Source organism: Mucilaginibacter defluvii, assembly GCF_039543225.1.
Lineage (GTDB): Bacteria > Bacteroidota > Bacteroidia > Sphingobacteriales > Sphingobacteriaceae > Mucilaginibacter > Mucilaginibacter defluvii.
Genome location: NZ_BAABJI010000001.1, coordinates 168,740 through 186,485, shown reverse-complemented (window position 1 = coordinate 186,485; position 17,746 = coordinate 168,740). Strand labels below are relative to the sequence as shown.

The 17,746-nt window shown below is 44.1% G+C and carries 21 protein-coding genes; 5 read left to right on the top strand and 16 right to left on the bottom strand.

Annotated elements, in window-relative coordinates; translation table 11 throughout:
• Positions 1-32: 32 nt before the first annotated feature.
• Entirely contained in the window at positions 33-602 is a 570-nt protein-coding gene (locus ABD960_RS00800; RefSeq protein WP_345328927.1) for a pentapeptide repeat-containing protein, read from the bottom strand.
• Between the two features lie 119 nt (positions 603-721).
• Here ABD960_RS00800 and mnmL point away from each other — a divergent pair, with 119 nt between their 5' ends.
• Together mnmL and ABD960_RS00790 are read left to right on the top strand one after the other, a co-directional pair.
• On the top strand, positions 722-1,666 hold the full coding sequence (gene mnmL, locus ABD960_RS00795; protein ID WP_345328926.1) for a tRNA modification radical SAM protein MnmL/YtqA: 945 nt from the start codon (positions 722-724) through the stop codon (positions 1,664-1,666).
• Positions 1,667-1,931: 265 nt separating this feature from the next.
• On the top strand, positions 1,932-3,161 hold the full coding sequence (locus tag ABD960_RS00790; RefSeq protein WP_345328925.1) for an acyltransferase family protein: 1,230 nt from the start codon (positions 1,932-1,934) through the stop codon (positions 3,159-3,161).
• Between the two features lies 1 nt (position 3,162).
• On the opposite strand, the gene ABD960_RS00785 is transcribed toward ABD960_RS00790, so the two are convergent.
• Positions 3,163-3,633: an SRPBCC family protein gene (locus tag ABD960_RS00785; protein ID WP_345328924.1), complete on the bottom strand. Its 471-nt coding sequence runs from the start codon at positions 3,631-3,633 to the stop codon at positions 3,163-3,165.
• A 185-nt stretch (positions 3,634-3,818) separates the two neighbouring features.
• On the opposite strand from ABD960_RS00785, the gene ABD960_RS00780 reads away from it, so the two are divergent.
• Positions 3,819-6,203, top strand: a complete 2,385-nt coding sequence (locus ABD960_RS00780) for an ABC transporter permease (RefSeq protein ID WP_345328923.1) — start codon at positions 3,819-3,821, stop codon at positions 6,201-6,203.
• 9 nt (positions 6,204-6,212) lie between these two features.
• Here ABD960_RS00780 and ABD960_RS00775 read toward each other — a convergent pair whose 3' ends face one another.
• From ABD960_RS00775 to ABD960_RS00720, 12 genes are all read right to left on the bottom strand, one after another.
• A complete protein-coding gene (locus ABD960_RS00775) occupies positions 6,213-6,686 on the bottom strand; it encodes a ribonuclease H-like YkuK family protein (RefSeq protein ID WP_345328922.1) in 474 nt (157 codons plus the stop codon).
• 186 nt (positions 6,687-6,872) lie between these two features.
• A complete protein-coding gene (locus tag ABD960_RS00770) occupies positions 6,873-7,148 on the bottom strand; it encodes a hypothetical protein (protein WP_345328921.1) in 276 nt (91 codons plus the stop codon).
• Between the two features lie 4 nt (positions 7,149-7,152).
• Positions 7,153-7,386, bottom strand: coding sequence for a hypothetical protein (locus ABD960_RS00765; RefSeq protein WP_345328920.1), 234 nt, complete (start codon positions 7,384-7,386; stop codon positions 7,153-7,155).
• Positions 7,387-7,451: 65 nt separating this feature from the next.
• Positions 7,452-7,790: an MGMT family protein gene (locus tag ABD960_RS00760; protein ID WP_345328919.1), complete on the bottom strand. Its 339-nt coding sequence runs from the start codon at positions 7,788-7,790 to the stop codon at positions 7,452-7,454.
• Positions 7,791-7,796: 6 nt separating this feature from the next.
• Positions 7,797-8,444, bottom strand: coding sequence for a tRNA (guanosine(46)-N7)-methyltransferase TrmB (gene trmB / locus ABD960_RS00755; protein ID WP_345328918.1), 648 nt, complete (start codon positions 8,442-8,444; stop codon positions 7,797-7,799).
• Positions 8,445-8,516: 72 nt separating this feature from the next.
• Complete coding sequence (locus ABD960_RS00750) at positions 8,517-8,981, bottom strand: hypothetical protein (protein ID WP_345328917.1); 465 nt, start codon at positions 8,979-8,981, stop codon at positions 8,517-8,519.
• A gap of 4 nt (positions 8,982-8,985) precedes the next feature.
• Positions 8,986-9,330 carry a phage holin family protein gene (locus tag ABD960_RS00745; RefSeq protein ID WP_345328916.1) on the bottom strand — a complete coding sequence of 115 codons (345 nt, stop codon included), beginning with the start codon at positions 9,328-9,330 and terminating at the stop codon, positions 8,986-8,988.
• Between the two features lie 60 nt (positions 9,331-9,390).
• The gene (locus ABD960_RS00740) at positions 9,391-9,657 is read right to left on the bottom strand and encodes a YtxH domain-containing protein (RefSeq protein ID WP_232177125.1); all 267 of its coding nucleotides are present in this window, start codon (positions 9,655-9,657) and stop codon (positions 9,391-9,393) included.
• A 145-nt stretch (positions 9,658-9,802) separates the two neighbouring features.
• Positions 9,803-10,846, bottom strand: coding sequence for an AI-2E family transporter (locus ABD960_RS00735; protein WP_345328915.1), 1,044 nt, complete (start codon positions 10,844-10,846; stop codon positions 9,803-9,805).
• Positions 10,847-10,925: 79 nt separating this feature from the next.
• Positions 10,926-11,126, bottom strand: coding sequence for a histidine kinase (locus ABD960_RS00730; RefSeq protein ID WP_345328914.1), 201 nt, complete (start codon positions 11,124-11,126; stop codon positions 10,926-10,928).
• Between the two features lie 2 nt (positions 11,127-11,128).
• Positions 11,129-12,574 (bottom strand): sigma-54-dependent transcriptional regulator, encoded by a 1,446-nt coding sequence (locus tag ABD960_RS00725; protein WP_345328913.1) that lies wholly within the window; start codon positions 12,572-12,574, stop codon positions 11,129-11,131.
• Positions 12,575-12,697: 123 nt separating this feature from the next.
• A complete protein-coding gene (locus ABD960_RS00720; RefSeq protein WP_345328912.1) occupies positions 12,698-13,474 on the bottom strand; it encodes an enoyl-CoA hydratase/isomerase family protein in 777 nt (258 codons plus the stop codon).
• Positions 13,475-13,620: 146 nt separating this feature from the next.
• On the opposite strand from ABD960_RS00720, the gene ABD960_RS00715 reads away from it, so the two are divergent.
• Together ABD960_RS00715 and ABD960_RS00710 are read left to right on the top strand one after the other, a co-directional pair.
• Positions 13,621-15,276 (top strand): glutamine--tRNA ligase/YqeY domain fusion protein, encoded by a 1,656-nt coding sequence (locus ABD960_RS00715; RefSeq protein WP_345328911.1) that lies wholly within the window; start codon positions 13,621-13,623, stop codon positions 15,274-15,276.
• A 150-nt stretch (positions 15,277-15,426) separates the two neighbouring features.
• Positions 15,427-15,708 carry a hypothetical protein gene (locus ABD960_RS00710; RefSeq protein ID WP_345328910.1) on the top strand — a complete coding sequence of 94 codons (282 nt, stop codon included), beginning with the start codon at positions 15,427-15,429 and terminating at the stop codon, positions 15,706-15,708.
• A 1-nt stretch (position 15,709) separates the two neighbouring features.
• Here the strand turns inward: ABD960_RS00710 and ABD960_RS00705 are convergent, their stop codons facing one another.
• Positions 15,710-16,537: an N-acetylmuramoyl-L-alanine amidase gene (locus ABD960_RS00705; protein ID WP_345328909.1), complete on the bottom strand. Its 828-nt coding sequence runs from the start codon at positions 16,535-16,537 to the stop codon at positions 15,710-15,712.
• A gap of 400 nt (positions 16,538-16,937) precedes the next feature.
• Entirely contained in the window at positions 16,938-17,711 is a 774-nt protein-coding gene (locus tag ABD960_RS00700; RefSeq protein WP_345328908.1) for an HNH endonuclease, read from the bottom strand.
• Positions 17,712-17,746 lie beyond the last annotated feature (35 nt).

Sequence of the window (17,746 nt, the reverse complement as noted above, 5' to 3'; positions counted from 1 at the left end):
ATGGGTTAGTTGTGCAGGGATAGAGAAAAAAATTATCCCTCAATCCTAAGATCATATTTAGCTAATAAACCCGGCAAACCATGCACCGTAAAGCGGGTCTTTTTCAGCGTGTTCTCATCCGGATCGATAATGTAATTATAGGAGGTACGCAGATCAGCATTTTTAAGGATAGTATAACTAAATACAGCACGGTGCAGATCGCAGTTGGCAAATAGGGCATCAGTAAGGTCGCACTCGGTAAGGTCAGCTTCCTTTAAGGAGCAATCGGTAAACCGCGCGCCCTTATTTTTCTTTTTGTAGAAAATAGCGTTATTAAGGGTGCATCCCTCAAAACCCGCTCCGAATAAAAAATCGAGCGCCTTGCTAAAATCCACACCATTAACATTACAATCCTTAAAAAAGGCATCCTGAAAGCCGGTTTTAAAAATGACCGCCCTTTCAAGGTTGCACCGCTCAAACCGGCAGTTGATAAAAGTAATGCTTGACAGATCGGCACCGGGCAGTTCGCAATCAATAAACATACAGTTATCAAACGTTTGCACCGTGCCGGCAAGGCTTGCCAGGGCAGTAAAAGTTTTATCCTCTTCGATGTGGTTAAGCATGGTGGAAAATTAATTATTTTTTCTTTTACAGACATTGCCATTATTTTACCCGGCTGCATCATCAATGCATTATTCGTATCTTTGTTGTTCACATTAGTTTACGTTGCAATAATAGATAAGTGGAAACAGCAGAAGTAAAACAGGGATTTAAGGGTTACAACAACTATGGTGCATGGTTGCGCGAAAAATATGCCGGGCAGCGCGTGTTCAAGGTAATTGTTGACGGTGGTTTTACCTGCCCCAACCGCGATGGCTCAAAAGGCTACGGCGGCTGCACCTATTGCAATGTTGATTCGTTTACGCCATCAGTATCACGCAGTACGCCTAATTTACGCGAGCAGGTTGAGCAAGGTATGGAACGCGCCATCAAGGGTAATAAGGCCGATAAGTTTATTATTTACTTTCAGCCCAACACCAATACCTACGCCCCTACGCATTATTTAAAAATGATGTATGATGAGGCGCTAAGCATCAACACCGAAAATATTGTTGGCCTCTCAGTTGGTACCCGGCCCGATTGTATTGACGCTGAAAAGATAGCCTTACTTGAAAGCTATACCGACCGATTTGATGTTGACCTGGAAATGGGTATGGAATCTATTTACAATGATACCCTGAACCAGATCAATCGTGGTTGTACACATGAGGACCTGCTGAATGCCCTGAAACTGGTGGAAAACAGCAAGCTGGATATTTGTGTGCACACCATTTTCGGCTTCCCCTGGGAAACACGCGAGATGATGCTGCGCTATGCCGACGAGATAAACCGTCACCCGCAAATTAAGTTCGTCAAGTTCCATCATCTGCATATAGTTGAAGGCTCGGTAATGGGTGTTAAATATAAACGCGACCCGTTCAAGCTGTTTACCCTTGATGATTATGCCGAGTTTTTATGCGAGCTGTTACCAATCGTTCGCCCGGATGTGGTAGTGCAGCGCCTGTTTGGCCTAAGTGACCGTGAACTACTGATAGCCCCTAACTGGCAACTCAAAAAATCAGAAATACAGTATTATATTGATAAAAAGATTTTGGATAGAGGTATAATACAGGGTTCGGCCTTGTAAGTGACTCACCCCTGCCTGCGCTGGACATCCCTGTCTGCTGCGAAAAGATTCACTCTCCCCCTGCCCCCTCTCTGCAAACAGAGAGGGGCTATTTATTTGTTTTATTATGATGGTCTTTAAACTCCCTCTCTACGTTGAGTAGAGAGGGAAGTCCAGCGCAGCAATGACAGTGTGAGTCATAAGCGCCATGCCGGGTTATCTATGGTATTCCGTTTGCAGCAATAGTTGTTTAAACTATTGACGTAACCCTAAATAAAGTACTGCTTTGTCACAAAACCGCTTGCAAAACTATTTTCCGGCGTTAACCGGCGTACGCGCGCTTGCTGCCTACCTCGTGTTTGTATCCCATTATTTCTACGTTTTTGGTGAAAATTTTTCCCAAATTGGGCAACGCTTCTTTGGGGAATTCCACATCGGGGTAACCATATTTTTTGTTTTATCAGGTTTTTTGATCACTTACCGGTACTATAATAATTTTCATTTAACTAAGGATTGGTTTAAGCAATACCTTAAAAATCGTGTGGCGCGCATATACCCCATGTATGCCTTACTTACTATCGGCGCGTTTGTATATTTTTTTGCCACAGGCGATCAAAGCATTACAAAGGGCTACAACCCATACGCCATGCTGGCCATGAACATCACCTTTATACGCGGCTTTTTTTATAACTTTTGGGATACAGGCATAGCCCAGGGCTGGTCGCTCACGGTTGAGGAGTGCTTTTACTTTTCGGCCCCTTTCGCGTTTTTTATTATGCAGCGTTACCGTAAGTTCTGGCTGCAACCGGCCATTATAACCGGCTTGGGGGTGCTGCTGGTGGTAGTATTCAGCCGGGTAGATTGGTATGGCTTTTTTGGCAACTTCACCTTTATGATGCTGTTCACCTTTTTAGGGCGATGCTTTGAATTTTTTGTAGGTATGCAATTGGCCCTTTATGTTTTAGGTAAAGGTTTTGTGCGCACTAACAAAGTAAAATACTCTTACCTGGGCTTCTTGTTAATGTTTGCCTGTGTTTATTTAATGGCCCTGCAAACGCCGGCAAAGGGCTGGCCTACCGGCTTGCAAAGCCCGGTAGGTATTTTTACTAACAACTACCTGCTGCCTGTTTGCATAGCCTTGTTTTTTTACGGCTTACTTACTGAAACCACCATTCTCAAAAAAATATTAGCCAATAAATTTGTTGAGCTATTGGGCAAAAGCTCGTACATATTTTACCTTGTACACCTGGGCTGGATGTATAACCTGCTGCACGGCTGGTTTAACCATGCCAATGATTATGCCTTTGAACTGTATGACAAATGGGGTAAGGATTGGTACTCGCCCTTTGAGAACGATCCGATCAACCTGCTGTACGCTTTTGTGATATTAAACATCATCTCCATCATCCTGTACAAACTGGTTGAGGAGCCGCTGAACCATTACATCCGCAAGTCAGACTTCCTGATCAAAAACCCGAAGAAGAACCCTGAGAACAAGTCGGTGCTCATTCAATAGGTCAGAGTTTACCGAATAGTTTTTCGATGGCCTTTTCGCGATAGCTGAAAATATCGTTCACCTTTTTGCGTACCAATACTTTGTTGGCTATGGTACCTGCCGCGCCGTAAGGTATAGCATAGGTGAGCCTGTCGGTCATGTGGATGCCGCCATCAATCTCCCTGAAATGGTGCTCATGGTGCCACATGGCGTACGGCCCGAAACGTTGTTCATCAATAAAATAGCTTTTATCATGGGCGATGTGGGTGATCTCTGTCGTCCAGCGCATTTTTATGCCGAATAAAGGCGATATGTTATAAGAAATCAGCATACCCTCGTACATTTTGGTACGCTCCGTAAAGTCGGACGTGATGACGAAGCCCATGCCCGGCGGGGCGATTTTAGCTAAATTAAGTGGCGAAGAAAAAAAGTCCCATGCCTCAGCATGCGAAATCGGGATGGCTTGCTCCCATATTAAGGTATATGTTTTCACAATGCTAATAACAAGCAAATTTAAGAATGGTTGCGCCCGGCAAATAAAACAACCTGTACCACAAAAGCGAACGCACCGTTCGTTATCGAACACTTAACTCAACTAAATCTTGCTGATTAATAATAAATTATATATTGGCTTAAATTATGTGCCGATTAAGCATTAACTAACCTTTATTTTTCCGCATGACCGGTATCGACATTAAAATAGCACTGCGCACTTTTTTAAAAGGCAAATGGTATAACCTTTTAAATATTGCCGGACTTGCGTTAGGGCTGGCAGCCTTTATCGCCGTTACCCTGTATGTTGATAACGAAACCAGCTACGATACCTGGAACAAAAACATTGACCGCATATTTTTGGTAGAGCGTGAAATGCCCAACGGCCCATCGGCCTATACGCCCGGCAAACTGGCGGCAGAAATAAAAGCTCAATGCCCCGAAGTAGAGGAAACCGGGCGAATGAACACAGCTTTATATCAACTGCCTTTCCACACACCTAACGGGCGCTTTATGATCAGAAAATGGATAGGCGCCGATTACTCCATCGCTAAAATATTAGGTATAAAACCCAAAGGTTTTAACCTGAATTCAGCGAGTCCGACCACTACGGTTTTACTTTCTGAACAAACGGCTGCAACGCTTTTTCCGCATGATAGTTTGGTGCAGAACAAAACGGTAAACATGATGTCGAAAAATGGCATGCCGATGATCGTAGCGGGCGTGGCAGAAGAAGCACCAGGAAATACTAATCTCAACTTCGACTGTATCGGCTTTGATAAGGATATTACCCAAGGTAAAGATCAAAGCTACGCCAACCAGATATATCAAACTTATATTCTGGTACGGCCAGGTGCAAACGTTGAACAGCTTTCCGAAAAAATCGACAAGGTGTATAAAGAGGCTGTACAAGCCGATACCAGCCAGGTGGCAAAACAATCAATCACCTTGTCATCAACCAAACCGGCAATCTATTTAGATCCTTTAAAAAACCTGCACCTAAAGCCACATTATGGCTCACAGGTTAATGCACAGATTGTGAAAAGCCTGGTAATATTGGCGCTTATAATACTGATTGTAACGGGCGTTAACTTCACTAATCTATATGTTTCGCAAGCCAATAAGCGCTCAAAAGAAGTTGGCATAAAAAAGGTGAACGGCATAGTAAAGCATCAAATTATCGTACAGTTTTTAACGGAGATATTTTTGCAGTGCCTGTCGGCTTTAACCCTTGCTTTTGTGATTGTTGCGGTGGGCCTGCCTGACTTTAATCAGGTATTGAGTATAAATCTGCTTATTACTAATATCAGCCTGAATGTCATCATCCAACTGGTAGCGGCTCTATTGGGACTCACACTGTTGGCAGGCGTTTACCCCGCAATCATAATGGCTGGTTTTAAACCGATAGAAGTGTTAAGAGGAAACCAATTTGTTGGTAAAGATGCCTTTTTGTGGGTGAGAAATGGCATTACCGCCTTGCAGTTTACCTTTGCTATAGGTTTCGTGATCACGCTGATCGTTATCAATCAGCAGGTAAATTATATGAAAACTGAAGACACGGGCTTTACCGCTAAACAGGTGGTATATATCGAAAACCTCGGCATCTATAATCATCCGGATAAGTTTACATCTGTGAGTAACCGCATTAAAGCGATAACGGGTGTAAAAAACGTGAGCGTAGCTTCAAATGTGCCGGGAGGTTACGTGCCCGCATCATATGAATACAATGTAAAAAACAAAGCGTACTCCCTGCAAACCATTGGTGTAGGATATAACTATTTTGAAACCTTAAATATCGGGTTAAAAGCGGGGCAGTTCTTCTCGTCGACTTTTAAGGCCGACTCTGCCAACGCGGTAATCAATGAAACAGCAGCAAAAGCTATGGCACTTAACAACCCGCTTGGCGCTATAGTAGAAGGATGCGGGGGTAATTACAAAGTTATAGGCGTAGTAAAGGATGTTAAAGCCAATGGGTTTGAAAGCGGCATACAGCCCACCATATACCTGATGAACGCCGGTTGCAATTTGCTGAAAACGCAAATCATGATCAGCGCGGAAAGCAAAGCTATACCGGCCATGCTGGCTACGCTAAACCGGCAATGGAGCGACATTAACAAACTGGATGGCGACAACTTCAATTATCATTTCCTGGATGAAACATACGGCAAACTGTTTACCAAACAGGAACAGTTACGTTCTGTGCTCATTTATTTTTCGGCGCTGGCTGTATTTATAGCATCATTGGGTTTCTTTGCTTCGGCAGCGCAGGCTATCCGTTTACGGATGAAGGAGATCACTATCCGCAAAGTGCTGGGTGCAAACAGCGCCCAGTTGCTTTTTACACTAAGCAAGCCTTTTGTTTATGTAGTGATAACAGCTAACCTCATTGCCTGGCCGGTATCATTGCTTATAACTAACCGCTGGCTGGAAACATTTGCTTATCGCATTCATGTTTCCTTCACACCGTTTGCCATGGCGTTGTTTATTTCGATAGCGATTGTGGCCATAACCGTTTGCCTTCAAATTGCCCGGGCAATCCGGTTTAACCCGGCTTCAAAGCTTAAGGTATAAACGGCTGAATTATTGCACCATTTTATTTGCACAATACGAACTCGCGAAAGCCTCCGGTTTTGCCTTAAATACAAAGCCCATGCTTAAAATGTAGCCCATAGCCTCGTGCAGCGCCTGGTTACTTTTAAACATCGGGTTAGTATTAATGTCGGCATGCACTTCAAGTTCAACATCGTACAGGTCGAGCAAGTCGCAAAGCCGGTACGCTGTATCAATTGATTTTTGCACCTCGGTAAGCATACGCTCTTTAATACTCATTTTTTGTGATGTACGTTCCTGGTGAATGAACATAAACCCGCCGCGTTGCTCACGGATGAAAACGATTACGGTAGCAAAATCAGTAACCGCGCCTTTTACCTGCGAATCGGTACCAATGCATACTTTAAGTTTGTTGCCTAATTCAGTTTCACGTTCAATGGCGTGTTCAACTTCTTCGAGGATGGGCGTTTGGATCACTTCGCCGCTAAATTTTCTCCAGGTCATATAAAATGTTTTTAGGTATAATTTATAGTGACCCTTTGTTAGGTCAATAAAAATAAGCCATAACATTTCATATTTATATGAATAAGCGGTTATTTATTTGTTAACATTAACATGATTATCAACAAGATACAGTTCAATAAATCAATGTAAAAGGCCCCTTGCATGCTGCAAAGGGCTTTTTAATTCTTATTGCTTGTCGCCACCGTCAGTCCCGGTTTTCTCGCCATCGCCGTTACCGCCGGGCTCGCCTCCGTCCGGTTTCACAGCATCCGGGCTACTTCGGCCTACTTCCGGGTCAGTTCCTGCTCCCTTGTCTGTTAATGTGTCATCAGGTATTCCGGTTGAATCAGCTTCGCTTACCGCCGTAGTATCTGTTGCAACCTCTTCTTTCTGTTCGCCGCCACCGCAGGCCGAGAATGCTATGCTCATAGCAAACCCGGCAATCAAAATATATTTTTTCATAAACTTATTGTTGTGTTGTAGCCGAATCGGCATTAGTACTTGGTAAGTGGTCAACGCCGCCGTTGCCTGAGTTATCAATGCCGGTACTGCTTGTATCCATACCGCCACGTATTACGGAATCATTTTGTAAGGTATCTGAAACAGATGTATCACCACCCGCCTCATTAGTATTGGTACCCCCGCATGAGGCTGCGGATAAAGCAACGCCTATGCAAACTATTGTTATCAACTTTTTCATAAATAGATGTTTATTTAAAAACACAACTATTTACCAATAGTTTAAATAATTTCTAATTATATAAATTAGTCAAACCCGAGCTCGACAGTTGGATCCCAGAAAACTTCTTTAAAATTCAGGATCTTGTTGTCTTCAACCATGATGCCTTCACTGGCCAGCATTTGCTCCATCAGGTCGAAAGAAGCGAAATGGAATTTACCCGTAAGCAGGCCCTGACTATTTACTACCCGGTGCGCGGGAACCGGCGAATAAGCCGCGCCCGAGGCACCCATGGCATAACCTACTACCCTGGCCGAACGTTTTGTACCTAAGTAATTGGCGATAGCGCCGTATGAGGTTACCCGCCCGGCCGGTATTTGCCGCACTACCTCATACACCCGGTCAAAAAAGTTCTCTTCGGCCATGTATTGTTAAAAGGAGAATTTCAGGTAATTGATGTTTTTGTTGTCCTGCAAGTACTTACGCTCGTAATAGGTTTTGATAGAAAGCACTTCATCGGCATATTCCGACTTATATAAGTCCTCGGTACGAACGTGCAGCTTTAAACTCAGTTCTGCAATCTTTTCGACAGTGTAAGCGTGTAAATCGTCATTATCCGTTTTTAGGTTGATGAATCCGCCCGGCTTAAGTATCTGCTTATATTTCTCGAGAAAACGAGGTGAGGTTAAACGCTTTTTTTCGCGGCTTAGCTGTGGTTGCGGATCCGGGAAAGTGATCCAGATCTCGTCAACCTCGCCGGGTGCAAAATAATCCAAAATGGTTTCAATTTGTATGCGCAGAAAACCTACGTTGGCCACGCCCTCTTCAATGGCTGTTTTAGCGCCACGCCAAATGCGGTTACCCTTATAATCAATGCCGATAAAATTCTTATCCGGAAACATGGTGGCCAGGTTCACGGTGTACTCTCCTTTGCCACAGGCCAGTTCAAGCACCACCGGGTTTTCGTTCTTGAAAAAGGCTGCAGTCCATTGGCCTTGCATTACCTTACCTTCGTCTAATTGCAAAACATTGCTAAAGGTTGCCACCTCGGCAAACCTGCGTAATTTATCTTTACCCACTTAAAAATATTAAGGTACAAAAATAACTTTCGCTGTTGCCATTAGCAAATGTGGCTCATGCTATAATACTGATTAGTAAGTTTCGGTATATGGCGGGGCTGTAGGGTTTGGCGGTACAACAACCGTTTCGGCAACAACTCCAGGCTGCTTCTTTTTAACGATGTTATTGAACAAGCCTTTCACTTTACCCCAAACACCTGTAACAGAATCTTCGCTGATATAGGTTGATGCCTTTTGCGAGATAACGCTTACCAGTGCCTTAACCAAAAAGTTTGAGCTTTTAAACAGGGTTTTGTTAAGCGTTAACGGTAACAGGAAACGTGAGATAAGGCCTAAAAAATCCTGCTTAAAAAAACCCGCCCCCTTAACACCGTCAAGCGTTGCTGATTTCGGGAAGATGGACAGCGCGGTAGCAAATAAAGCAGAAGGGCTGCTAAAGCGCAGTTTTAATGCCGATGATTGAACATCTTCAGCAATTGTAAGCCTTGCAATTTCACTTCTCAAGTCGTCGATATTTTTAATTGGAATGCCAGCCATTGCTTTATTTGAAGATTTTTTTGATGAAACCATTAATTATCGGCTTTTCAAAGCTACCCTTTGCTGCCAGAATGATGATGACTATAATCAGATAGAAACCCGCCACGGCACCAAAGCCTTTCCAGTAGGAAGCAAATACGTCCGCCAGGAATAATGCCAGTGTAAAACTCGCGAATAAGAAGGTTACTGCTGCGATTACAACAACAATCAGATCAATTATAATGCTGGCAATGATTGACGTTCCCTTTTCAATAGCCTTGTACTTGGCCAGGGTAAAGCGGGTTTCGGCATATTCCTTCAGCTGATCAATAATCGGCTGGGCTGTCGCAGTATCTTTTTTTTCTTCCATAGGTTAGCGGTAGTAGGTAGTATTTAAAGGCCCCGCTAAACGGGGCCGGTAAACTTGTATTTATGCGTGCTCCAGGTCGTCCTGGTACTCTTCTTCAGCACCTTTAATTTTTGTTTTGATATTTTGAACAACCCTGTCTTTAAAACCTACCAGGTTATCAATTTCGGCAGCAGCTGTGTCTTTAATTGAATCGCCAAGGTTTTTTAATGAATCGCTGAGTTTGTCACGGGTTTCAGAGCCTTTATCAGGGGCAAATAATAACCCTAATGCCGCGCCTGCCGCTAATCCTGCCAGCAAGGCAACTACTGTTTTTGTGTTGTCGTTCATATCCTATAAATTTTCAAGTTGACTATTTTGTTTTAAAAATTAATTAAATACTTTGCCAATAAGGCAATACATCATTTTTGACGACTAAATATGTAATTATTTAACCGTTTTTTGCCCTATATAGTTTACAGCACTTGAAAATAATTTAAAGATCCGGCCCGGTGCGTATGCGCTCCAGGCGCTCGGCAGCCATACGGTTGGTTTGGTAAATTTCAACCAGCAGCAGAAAATACGATAACAGCAAAGGGCCAAATACCAAACCCAGAATACCAAATAGGGGCAGACCGATGAACACACCTACTAACGATATCAGCGGATGCGTATTGGCAATGCGTTTGTTGATGGCCATACGCAAAACGTTATCAACATTGCCGATAAACAGCACGCCGTACGCAATCAGCACCACACCCTTTATGGCATGCCCGTCGGCCATTAATAAAAGTCCGGCAGGTATGGTGAGGGTCGGCGCACCTACAACAGGTAAAAACGAGATAAAAGTACCTATAACGCCCCAGAAAATCGGGTCGGGTATACCAAATATCCAAAAACCATTTGCCAGCAATACACCTTGCACTATTGATATAATGCCCTGCCCCAAAACGTTGGAATAAGTGGAGTTGCGCAGCTCCTGCGCGAATTTTAAAGCGTGCTGCTCGCGCACGGGCGCGTATCGCAAAAGGCCAGCCTCAAAGCTTCGCATCTGTACAAACATAAAATATAAAATGAAGTACATGAACAGCAGTGTTATGATGATGTTTGCAGGGACGATTATAAGCGACGGAAACAGCTCAGTGGCGTAATTACTTAATTTTTGTACCGCTTCTTCAGCGAAATTCGGCTTGTTTAAATTGGCATCGGTGAAAGCATCTATCTTCCTGAACCACCGTTGCAGCAACAGTGTATCAGAACTAAGCTCAGCAATTTTATTGATCACCATAAAACTGAGCAGCAGGAAAGGTATAACGATTACAATAAGCGATACCACGATAACGCCCACCGCCACAATAGGGCCGTTGAGTCCGCGTTTTTCAACCAGGTAAATGTATGTCGATCTAAATATGGTATAAAGTACCACCGCGCCCAGTATGGAGCTGAACAATCCGCTTAAAGCATATAACAAAAAGCAGCCAAGCACAATAATGCTGACCAATATGATATTGTTACGCTGCTTATAACTAAAAACGGACATGCGAAAAAAAGGTGAAAGCGAACGCTATCCTAATAAGCAAAAAGGGCAAAATGTTTTACAAATTCTCTAAGTTTATTGATTACTGCTTTACGGCCATCAACTCCTGTATTTTTTTGCAGCTTATGGCTATCGCTTCAAGGTAAAAACGATAGTCTTCGGTAGGGTCAGTTACCTCGTACTTCAATTGCTCAAGGCAGAGATTTATGTTTGAGAGTTGATTGTTTACATCGTGCCTAAGCAAGCTCAGGGCTTCATCAGGCTGTTCTGTACCTTCGGCCATTGTTATTTACCGGCGTTAATCGCCTTCATTTTGTTGTAAAGCGTCTTCCTGTCAATCTTAAGTATCTCGGCCGCGCGGGTTTTATTAAAGTTCACTTCGCGCAGTACACGCAAAATGGTTTCGTATTCCGCTTCAAGTGCGGCATTTTTCAGGTTATGTTTAACCTCTTTAACTTCCGGTGCAGGGGTTTGCTGTGTTGCTCCGTTTGCAAGAGGCACGGTATCGAGCACAGGCATTTTATAATTGGACAATTCCAGCGGCAGCGCCTTCAGCGGCACCTCACCACCTTCGGTAAGCAGGGTAGCACGGCGTACAATATTTTTCAGCTCGCGGATATTGCCGGGCCAGCGGTAATTCATAAAACATTCCACCACTTCCTCAGAGAAAGCGGTAACGTTGCGCCCTAACTCATCATTAGCCATATGCAAAAAATGCTCAGCGAGGGCTATAATATCCTGCCCGCGATCGCGCAGCGGCGGCATGTAGATGGCAAACTCGTTAAAGCGATGGTATAAATCCTCACGGAAACGGCCTTTGTTAATGCCTTCCTGCAGGTTTTCGTTGGTAGCTACTATAATACGTACATCCAGGTCAATTTCTTTGGTGCTGCCAATACGTTTTACCTTACGTTCCTGCACCGTACGTAATAAGGCAGCCTGTATATCATAAGAGAGGTTACCCACTTCATCCAAAAACAGCGTACCGCCATTGGCCATCTCGAAGTGACCTATCTTGGTATACAAAGCCCCGGTAAATGATCCTTTTTCGTGACCGAAGAATTCACTTGCGGCCAACTCCTTAGTAAGCGAGCCGCAATCCATGGCAATAAACGGTTTGTTAGCCCTCGGGCTGGCCGCGTGTATGCTTTTGGCAACGGCTTCTTTACCGGTACCGCTTTCGCCCAATATAATAACGCTGTAACCGGTTGGGGCAACCAGGTCAATCTGCCGGGCAAGCTCTTTTGAAGCGCGGCTGGTGCCCACCACAAACTCGCCACCCATTAAATGTTTTTTACCGTTTTTTTGCGCTGCAGATTTTTCGGGCGCAGCAACCGGTAGTTGTTCCTCTTCAGCCTCAGCAAGCGCATACTGCGTTTCAATAGCCTTGTTGATGGTGTTTAATATCTCATCAGGGTACAATGGCTTGGTGATATAATCGTAAGCGCCCATTTTTATGAGCTCAACAGCCATTTTTATATCAGAATAACCGGTTATTATAATTACACCGGTTTTAGGGTAGTTGGTTTTAATATGACGGAGCATTTCGCGGCCGTCGGTATCGTCTAACCTGTAATCGCACAGTACGAGGTTAAATTCTCCGTTCTTTAAACTCTCGAGGCCGTTGGCCCCGTTTGAAGCGGTAACCACATCAAAGCCATTTCGTGTTAGAAATTTTGACAACAACAAGGCAACATTCACTTCATCATCAATGATGAGAATTCTTTTCATACAGCAAAATAGTGTTTAAACGATAAAAAATGCAAGCCGCTTCTGCAATTCGCAAGTTTTATTTTTATACTTCAAATATTTAATTTAGGTTACAAAAAAATATTAACCACAGGGTAATTGCGGTTATTCGCCCTTAAAATCGGGGTTTCTTTTATCTATAAATGCGCTTATACCTTCGCGTGTATCTGCAGTGTTAAAACATGCCGCAAACTCGCTGATCTCGGTATCAAAACCATTGCCCGTACCCGCGGCGTTTACAGCCCTTATTGCGGCCGCAACTGCAAGCGGCGCACGGCTCATTATCTTCTCCAGTATTTCTTCCGCCTTCGTCAACAGTACGTCAGGCGCTGTTACATGGTTAACTAGCCCCAATTCGAGCGCCTGTGCGGCAGTTATCATATCCGCCGTTAAGATCATCTCCAGCGCCCGCCCGCGGCCAATAAGTCGGGTTAGCCGTTGAGTACCACCGTAGCCCGGTATCAGCCCCAGGGTAACCTCTGGTAAACCCAGCCTGGCATTGGCTGATGCTATACGTATATGGCAGGCCAGCGCCAGTTCAAGCCCCCCGCCCAGTGCAAAACCGTTTATAGCTGCAATAATAGGCTTATTTGCCTGCTCTATCGCATTAAAAACGTTGTGCTGCGCGTTTTGCGCCATCAACCTGCCACCTTCGGCATCAAGCTGAGCAAACTCAGCAATATCAGCACCCGCCGCAAAAGCTTTTGCGCCTGCACCGGTTATTATAATGCCGCTTACCTCGCTATTAGCCAAAGCCGCTTTTACGGCAGTGCCAATTTCAGTGAGGGTGAGCTGATTAAGCGCGTTGAGCTTGCTCTCCCGGTTAATGGTGATATGACAAATACCTTTTTGATGCTGAATATTCAGGTTTTGAAAGGACATGATGCTAATTTAACAGTTATATAGTTAATAAAGCAATAACATAGCCAATAAAAACTATTCCCGTTAGGTGGTGTTAAACAAACCCGGTTTTAGCCAAGCATGCCCGCGTTTTTTTACCTACCTTTGCGCTTTGTTAATACTTGACCATGAGCGAAGAAAGATCGTTAAATTTTATAGAGGAAATAGTTGAGGATGATATAACTGCCGGCAAGCACGGCGGCAGGGTACACACCCGTTTTCCGCCCGAGCCAAACGGCTACCTGCACATCGGCCACGCAAAATCAATTTGCTTAAATTTTGGCCTCGCCAAAAAATACGGCGGCAAAACCAACCTGCGTTTTGATGACACCAACCCCGTAACCGAAGACACCGAATACGTAGAAAGCATTAAGGAAGATGTACGCTGGCTGGGCTTTGAATGGGCCAACGAGCTTTATGCATCCGACTACTTTGACCTGCTGTACGCTTTTGCCCTTAACCTGGTGCGCCAGGGCCTGGCTTATGTTGACGACAGCACACCCGAGGAGATAGCCACCCAAAAAGGTACACCAACTGAACCGGGCACACCTAACCAATACCGTCGCCGCAGCATTGAGGAAAACGTACAGTTGTTTGAGGACATGAAGGCCGGTAAATACCCGGACGGCGCTAAAGTTTTGCGTGCCAAGGTTGACCTGGCTTCACCAAACATGCACATGCGCGACCCGATCATGTACCGAATTAAACATGCTAAGCATCACCGTACGGGCGACAAATGGTGCATTTACCCGATGTATGATTTCGCCCATGGCCAGTCGGATGCTATTGAGGAGATCACCCACTCCATTTGTACGCTTGAATTTGTACCGCACCGCCCATTATATGAGTGGTTTATTGATAAGCTGGAGCTGTTTCCATCGCGCCAGTACGAGTTTGCACGCCTTAACCTGAACTATACCGTTATGAGCAAGCGCAAACTGCTGCAACTGGTTAACGAAGGGTTTGTTGAGGGATGGGACGACCCACGTATGCCTACCATCAGCGGCTTACGTCGCCGTGGCTACACCCCGGCCAGTGTTCGGGAGTTTTGTGAGCGCATTGGCGTGGCCAAACGTGAGAACATGATTGATGTTAGCTTGCTGGAATTCTGCATCCGCGAGGACTTAAATAAAACCGCATGGCGCCGTATGGCCGTGCTTGATCCGGTAAAACTGGTGATCACCAACTATCCGGAAGGGCAAACCGAAACCCTGCACGGCGAAAACAACCCTGAGGTTGAAGGCGGTGAAGGTGGCCGCGATATACCATTTAGCCGTGAGCTGTGGATAGAGCGCGAGGACTTTATGGAAGTTCCGCCTAAGAAATTCTTCCGCCTGGGTGTCGGACTAAGCGTAAGGCTGAAGAATGCCTACATCATAACCGGCGAAAGCGTGGTTAAGGATGCCGACGGCAATATTATCGAAATACATTGCACTTACATCCCCGAATCAAAATCGGGCAGCGATACCAGTGGTATCAACGTAAAGGGTACAATACACTGGGTAAGCGTTCCGCATGCGCAAACTGCTGAGATAAGGTTGTACGACCGTCTTTTCCGCGTGGAAGATCCGTCGAACGAAGACGGTGACTTTAAAGAATACATTAACCCGGACAGCCTCAAAGTTATCACGGGCTTTATTGAGCAGGATTTGACCAACGCCGTACCTGGCAAGGGTTACCAATTCATCCGCAAGGGTTACTTTACGCTTGATAAATACTCAACCGCCGACAAGCTGGTGTTTAACCGCACCGTTACCTTGAAGGATGGCTGGGTAAAGAAATAATTATTCTGTTTTATCAGATACTAAGCGGGCTATTTTGTAATAGTCCGCTTTTTTTTTGTGGCTGGTTGTCAGCAGGGTATCAATATTGTTATTGTTAGCCTGTTAAACCTATGTCTGCATCTTTCATCATACCTGCAAAACATATCACAAATGAAGAAAGTACTTACAATAGCCGCCTTGATATTATTTATCGTAGGCTGCACCGTATTAAAACCGGTTACCGTTGGCATGCCCGAAAAGCAATTTGTTAACGAGCACCCTCAAAGCCTGGTTGTTGAAATGTCAGCTTATCGTACTGTTTATAAAGACAAGCCATTTAATATGAAAGATACCACTACTAAATTTTACTACTTCACCGAAGGTAAACTCATACTGATGGATGAAGGATTTTATCCGCGTGGCGCAAAAGCCCCGGTACCGACGCCCTTATAGGTCAGTATTTTTGGTAAACATTATACAGCACATTCAAATCGAGCTGTGACAGCACGGGTGAGCTATCGGCCTGAATAAAATGGTTTTTGAATGCTGATATAGCGGCGTTAAGGTTGCTGGTGTCATAACCGATCAATCGCAGGGCGGTAGCTACATCAAAGCCTTCTGGCGCGAGTTCGAGCACATCATTACTCCAGTAGCCAAAACCTTTTTCGGCTAGCTTTTTCCAGGGGAAGTATTTGCCGGGATCAACCTTGCGGGTAGGCGCCAGATCTTGGTGCCCGATGAAGTTGGCGGTTGGGATATTGTATGTTTTTTTAAGATGCGCCAGCAGAATTATCAAGCTGTTGATCTGCGCGTCACTGAACGGCGACCGGCCATTGTTGTCCAGCTCGATACCGATTGAAGAACTGTTAACATCCGTGCCGTTACCCCACTTGCCCGACCCACCATGCCAGGCGCGCAGGTAATCGTTCAGCATGTGGTAAATGCGCCCATCACCACCAATAACATAGTGGGCGCTAACCTGCGTTTTGGCAATGGTAAACGTTTTAAGCGTTTGCGCCGCCGAATCCTGCGCGGTATAATGGATCACCACGTAATTAGGCTTGCGCAGATTAAAATTTACCGTACCCACCCACTCGCTGGCCAGCTTACGCCCCAGGCTATCCGTCAACACAACCGGCTCAGTTTGCAGCAACGTTTGCGCGAACGCGTCAGCCTGCTCGCTGTACACCTTATTGGTTACCGCGTATGGTCCTTTTTTAGGTGAGCAGGCGGTGGTGAGGAGAAATATAGCGAGGATTATGTAGAGGTGGGAGTGTTTCATATCATATATTCAGAGTGCCGAAGTTAATACCTAACCATGCAAAGTTCATGATGTTTTTACTCGATTTATAAATTCGAATATATCGGCATTCTCTGTCGGAGCCTCATGGGTAAACAAAACACCACTAAATTCATGAAATAAATTATCTGTCTCATCCTTCCACTCATCAAAGTATAAACAAGGTAGCTTCCACTTTATTGGATAAAACCATGTTTCATCTATCATGCATTTCTAATCGCAGACTCAATATCAATTAATGCAATGCTGCTTCTGTTATTAAACACTACAAAACCATAATTTTTATAATTACTGTTATCTCGATATAAATATAAGAATTGGATGTTTGGCATCCTCAAATTAAGGGATAGTCATTTAAATTACTGTTCGACTATAAGTGAAGTTAGATTTTAAAAAAGTCGTTGTGCTTTTTTAAAAAATCGGCATCTGGAAGAAACTTTTGAGGAGTAAGCATGGATTTACCATCATAATCAATAAAATTCTGCTTAATACTGTATATCTCTTTGTGCTTTAGAAAATTGGATGATACTTTAATTTTTAAATCTTCTGTAATAGTGATCAATCCTGTATCAAAAGCTTTGTCATGAAGTGCGTTAAAAGCTAATCCGTTTTTAGGATTAAGTCTATTCTCCTTATCCTTGCTCCATGGTAAAATATGGCTGGCTACTAATAACTGAGGAACGTTAATACCTGTTATACAGCATTTATTATTAAAGTTAGTCAGTACAATTCGTCTGAAAAGGCTTTGATTGACACGTGTATTTATTAGTCGTTGTTTTTCTAACCCGTCAACTGCTTTTAAATTATCCAAATCAATATTATTTAGCTTTTCGATTGTTGTGCCCTTTTTTACCGCTAATAACCTTTCACTTTCCATGAACAATTCATCCCAATTATTCATGTACTCTTGCCAAACTTCCTTATCTAATTTGCTGGCATTTTCTAATCCCTTCACACCACGCGCTTGCAGTTTAGGATCAAAGCTTGCAAAATTCCCTAACTTTCTTGCTACTGCACTTGGAGTACGCCCGATAATTTTAGCTAACTCAATAACAGATGCATTTCCAGAATGCATCTGACCGAATGGTATTTTACAATAAAGGTTAACAGCTAAAATAGACTCATCTTTGGTCCATAAAGATTGACCAGCTTTCATAAATGTAATTTATATAAAAGTAGCCAAATTTACTT

Excerpts from the sequence above, each read along its gene's own strand:
- ABD960_RS00800 (WP_345328927.1), bottom strand. The coding sequence starts at position 602 with ATGCTTAACCACATCGAAGAGGATAAAACTTTTACTGCCCTGGCAAGC.
- ABD960_RS00780 (WP_345328923.1), top strand. The coding sequence starts at position 3,819 with ATGACCGGTATCGACATTAAAATAGCACTGCGCACTTTTTTAAAAGGC.
- ABD960_RS00775 (WP_345328922.1), bottom strand. The coding sequence starts at position 6,686 with ATGACCTGGAGAAAATTTAGCGGCGAAGTGATCCAAACGCCCATCCTC.
- ABD960_RS00770 (WP_345328921.1), bottom strand. The coding sequence starts at position 7,148 with ATGAAAAAATATATTTTGATTGCCGGGTTTGCTATGAGCATAGCATTC.
- ABD960_RS00765 (WP_345328920.1), bottom strand. The coding sequence starts at position 7,386 with ATGAAAAAGTTGATAACAATAGTTTGCATAGGCGTTGCTTTATCCGCA.
- ABD960_RS00760 (WP_345328919.1), bottom strand. The coding sequence starts at position 7,790 with ATGGCCGAAGAGAACTTTTTTGACCGGGTGTATGAGGTAGTGCGGCAA.
- ABD960_RS00750 (WP_345328917.1), bottom strand. The coding sequence starts at position 8,981 with ATGGCTGGCATTCCAATTAAAAATATCGACGACTTGAGAAGTGAAATT.
- ABD960_RS00745 (WP_345328916.1), bottom strand. The coding sequence starts at position 9,330 with ATGGAAGAAAAAAAAGATACTGCGACAGCCCAGCCGATTATTGATCAG.
- ABD960_RS00740 (WP_232177125.1), bottom strand. The coding sequence starts at position 9,657 with ATGAACGACAACACAAAAACAGTAGTTGCCTTGCTGGCAGGATTAGCG.
- ABD960_RS00735 (WP_345328915.1), bottom strand. The coding sequence starts at position 10,846 with ATGTCCGTTTTTAGTTATAAGCAGCGTAACAATATCATATTGGTCAGC.
- ABD960_RS00730 (WP_345328914.1), bottom strand. The coding sequence starts at position 11,126 with ATGGCCGAAGGTACAGAACAGCCTGATGAAGCCCTGAGCTTGCTTAGG.
- ABD960_RS00725 (WP_345328913.1), bottom strand. The coding sequence starts at position 12,574 with ATGAAAAGAATTCTCATCATTGATGATGAAGTGAATGTTGCCTTGTTG.
- ABD960_RS00720 (WP_345328912.1), bottom strand. The coding sequence starts at position 13,474 with ATGTCCTTTCAAAACCTGAATATTCAGCATCAAAAAGGTATTTGTCAT.
- ABD960_RS00715 (WP_345328911.1), top strand. The coding sequence starts at position 13,621 with ATGAGCGAAGAAAGATCGTTAAATTTTATAGAGGAAATAGTTGAGGAT.
- ABD960_RS00710 (WP_345328910.1), top strand. The coding sequence starts at position 15,427 with ATGAAGAAAGTACTTACAATAGCCGCCTTGATATTATTTATCGTAGGC.
- ABD960_RS00705 (WP_345328909.1), bottom strand. The coding sequence starts at position 16,537 with ATGAAACACTCCCACCTCTACATAATCCTCGCTATATTTCTCCTCACC.
- ABD960_RS00700 (WP_345328908.1), bottom strand. The coding sequence starts at position 17,711 with ATGAAAGCTGGTCAATCTTTATGGACCAAAGATGAGTCTATTTTAGCT.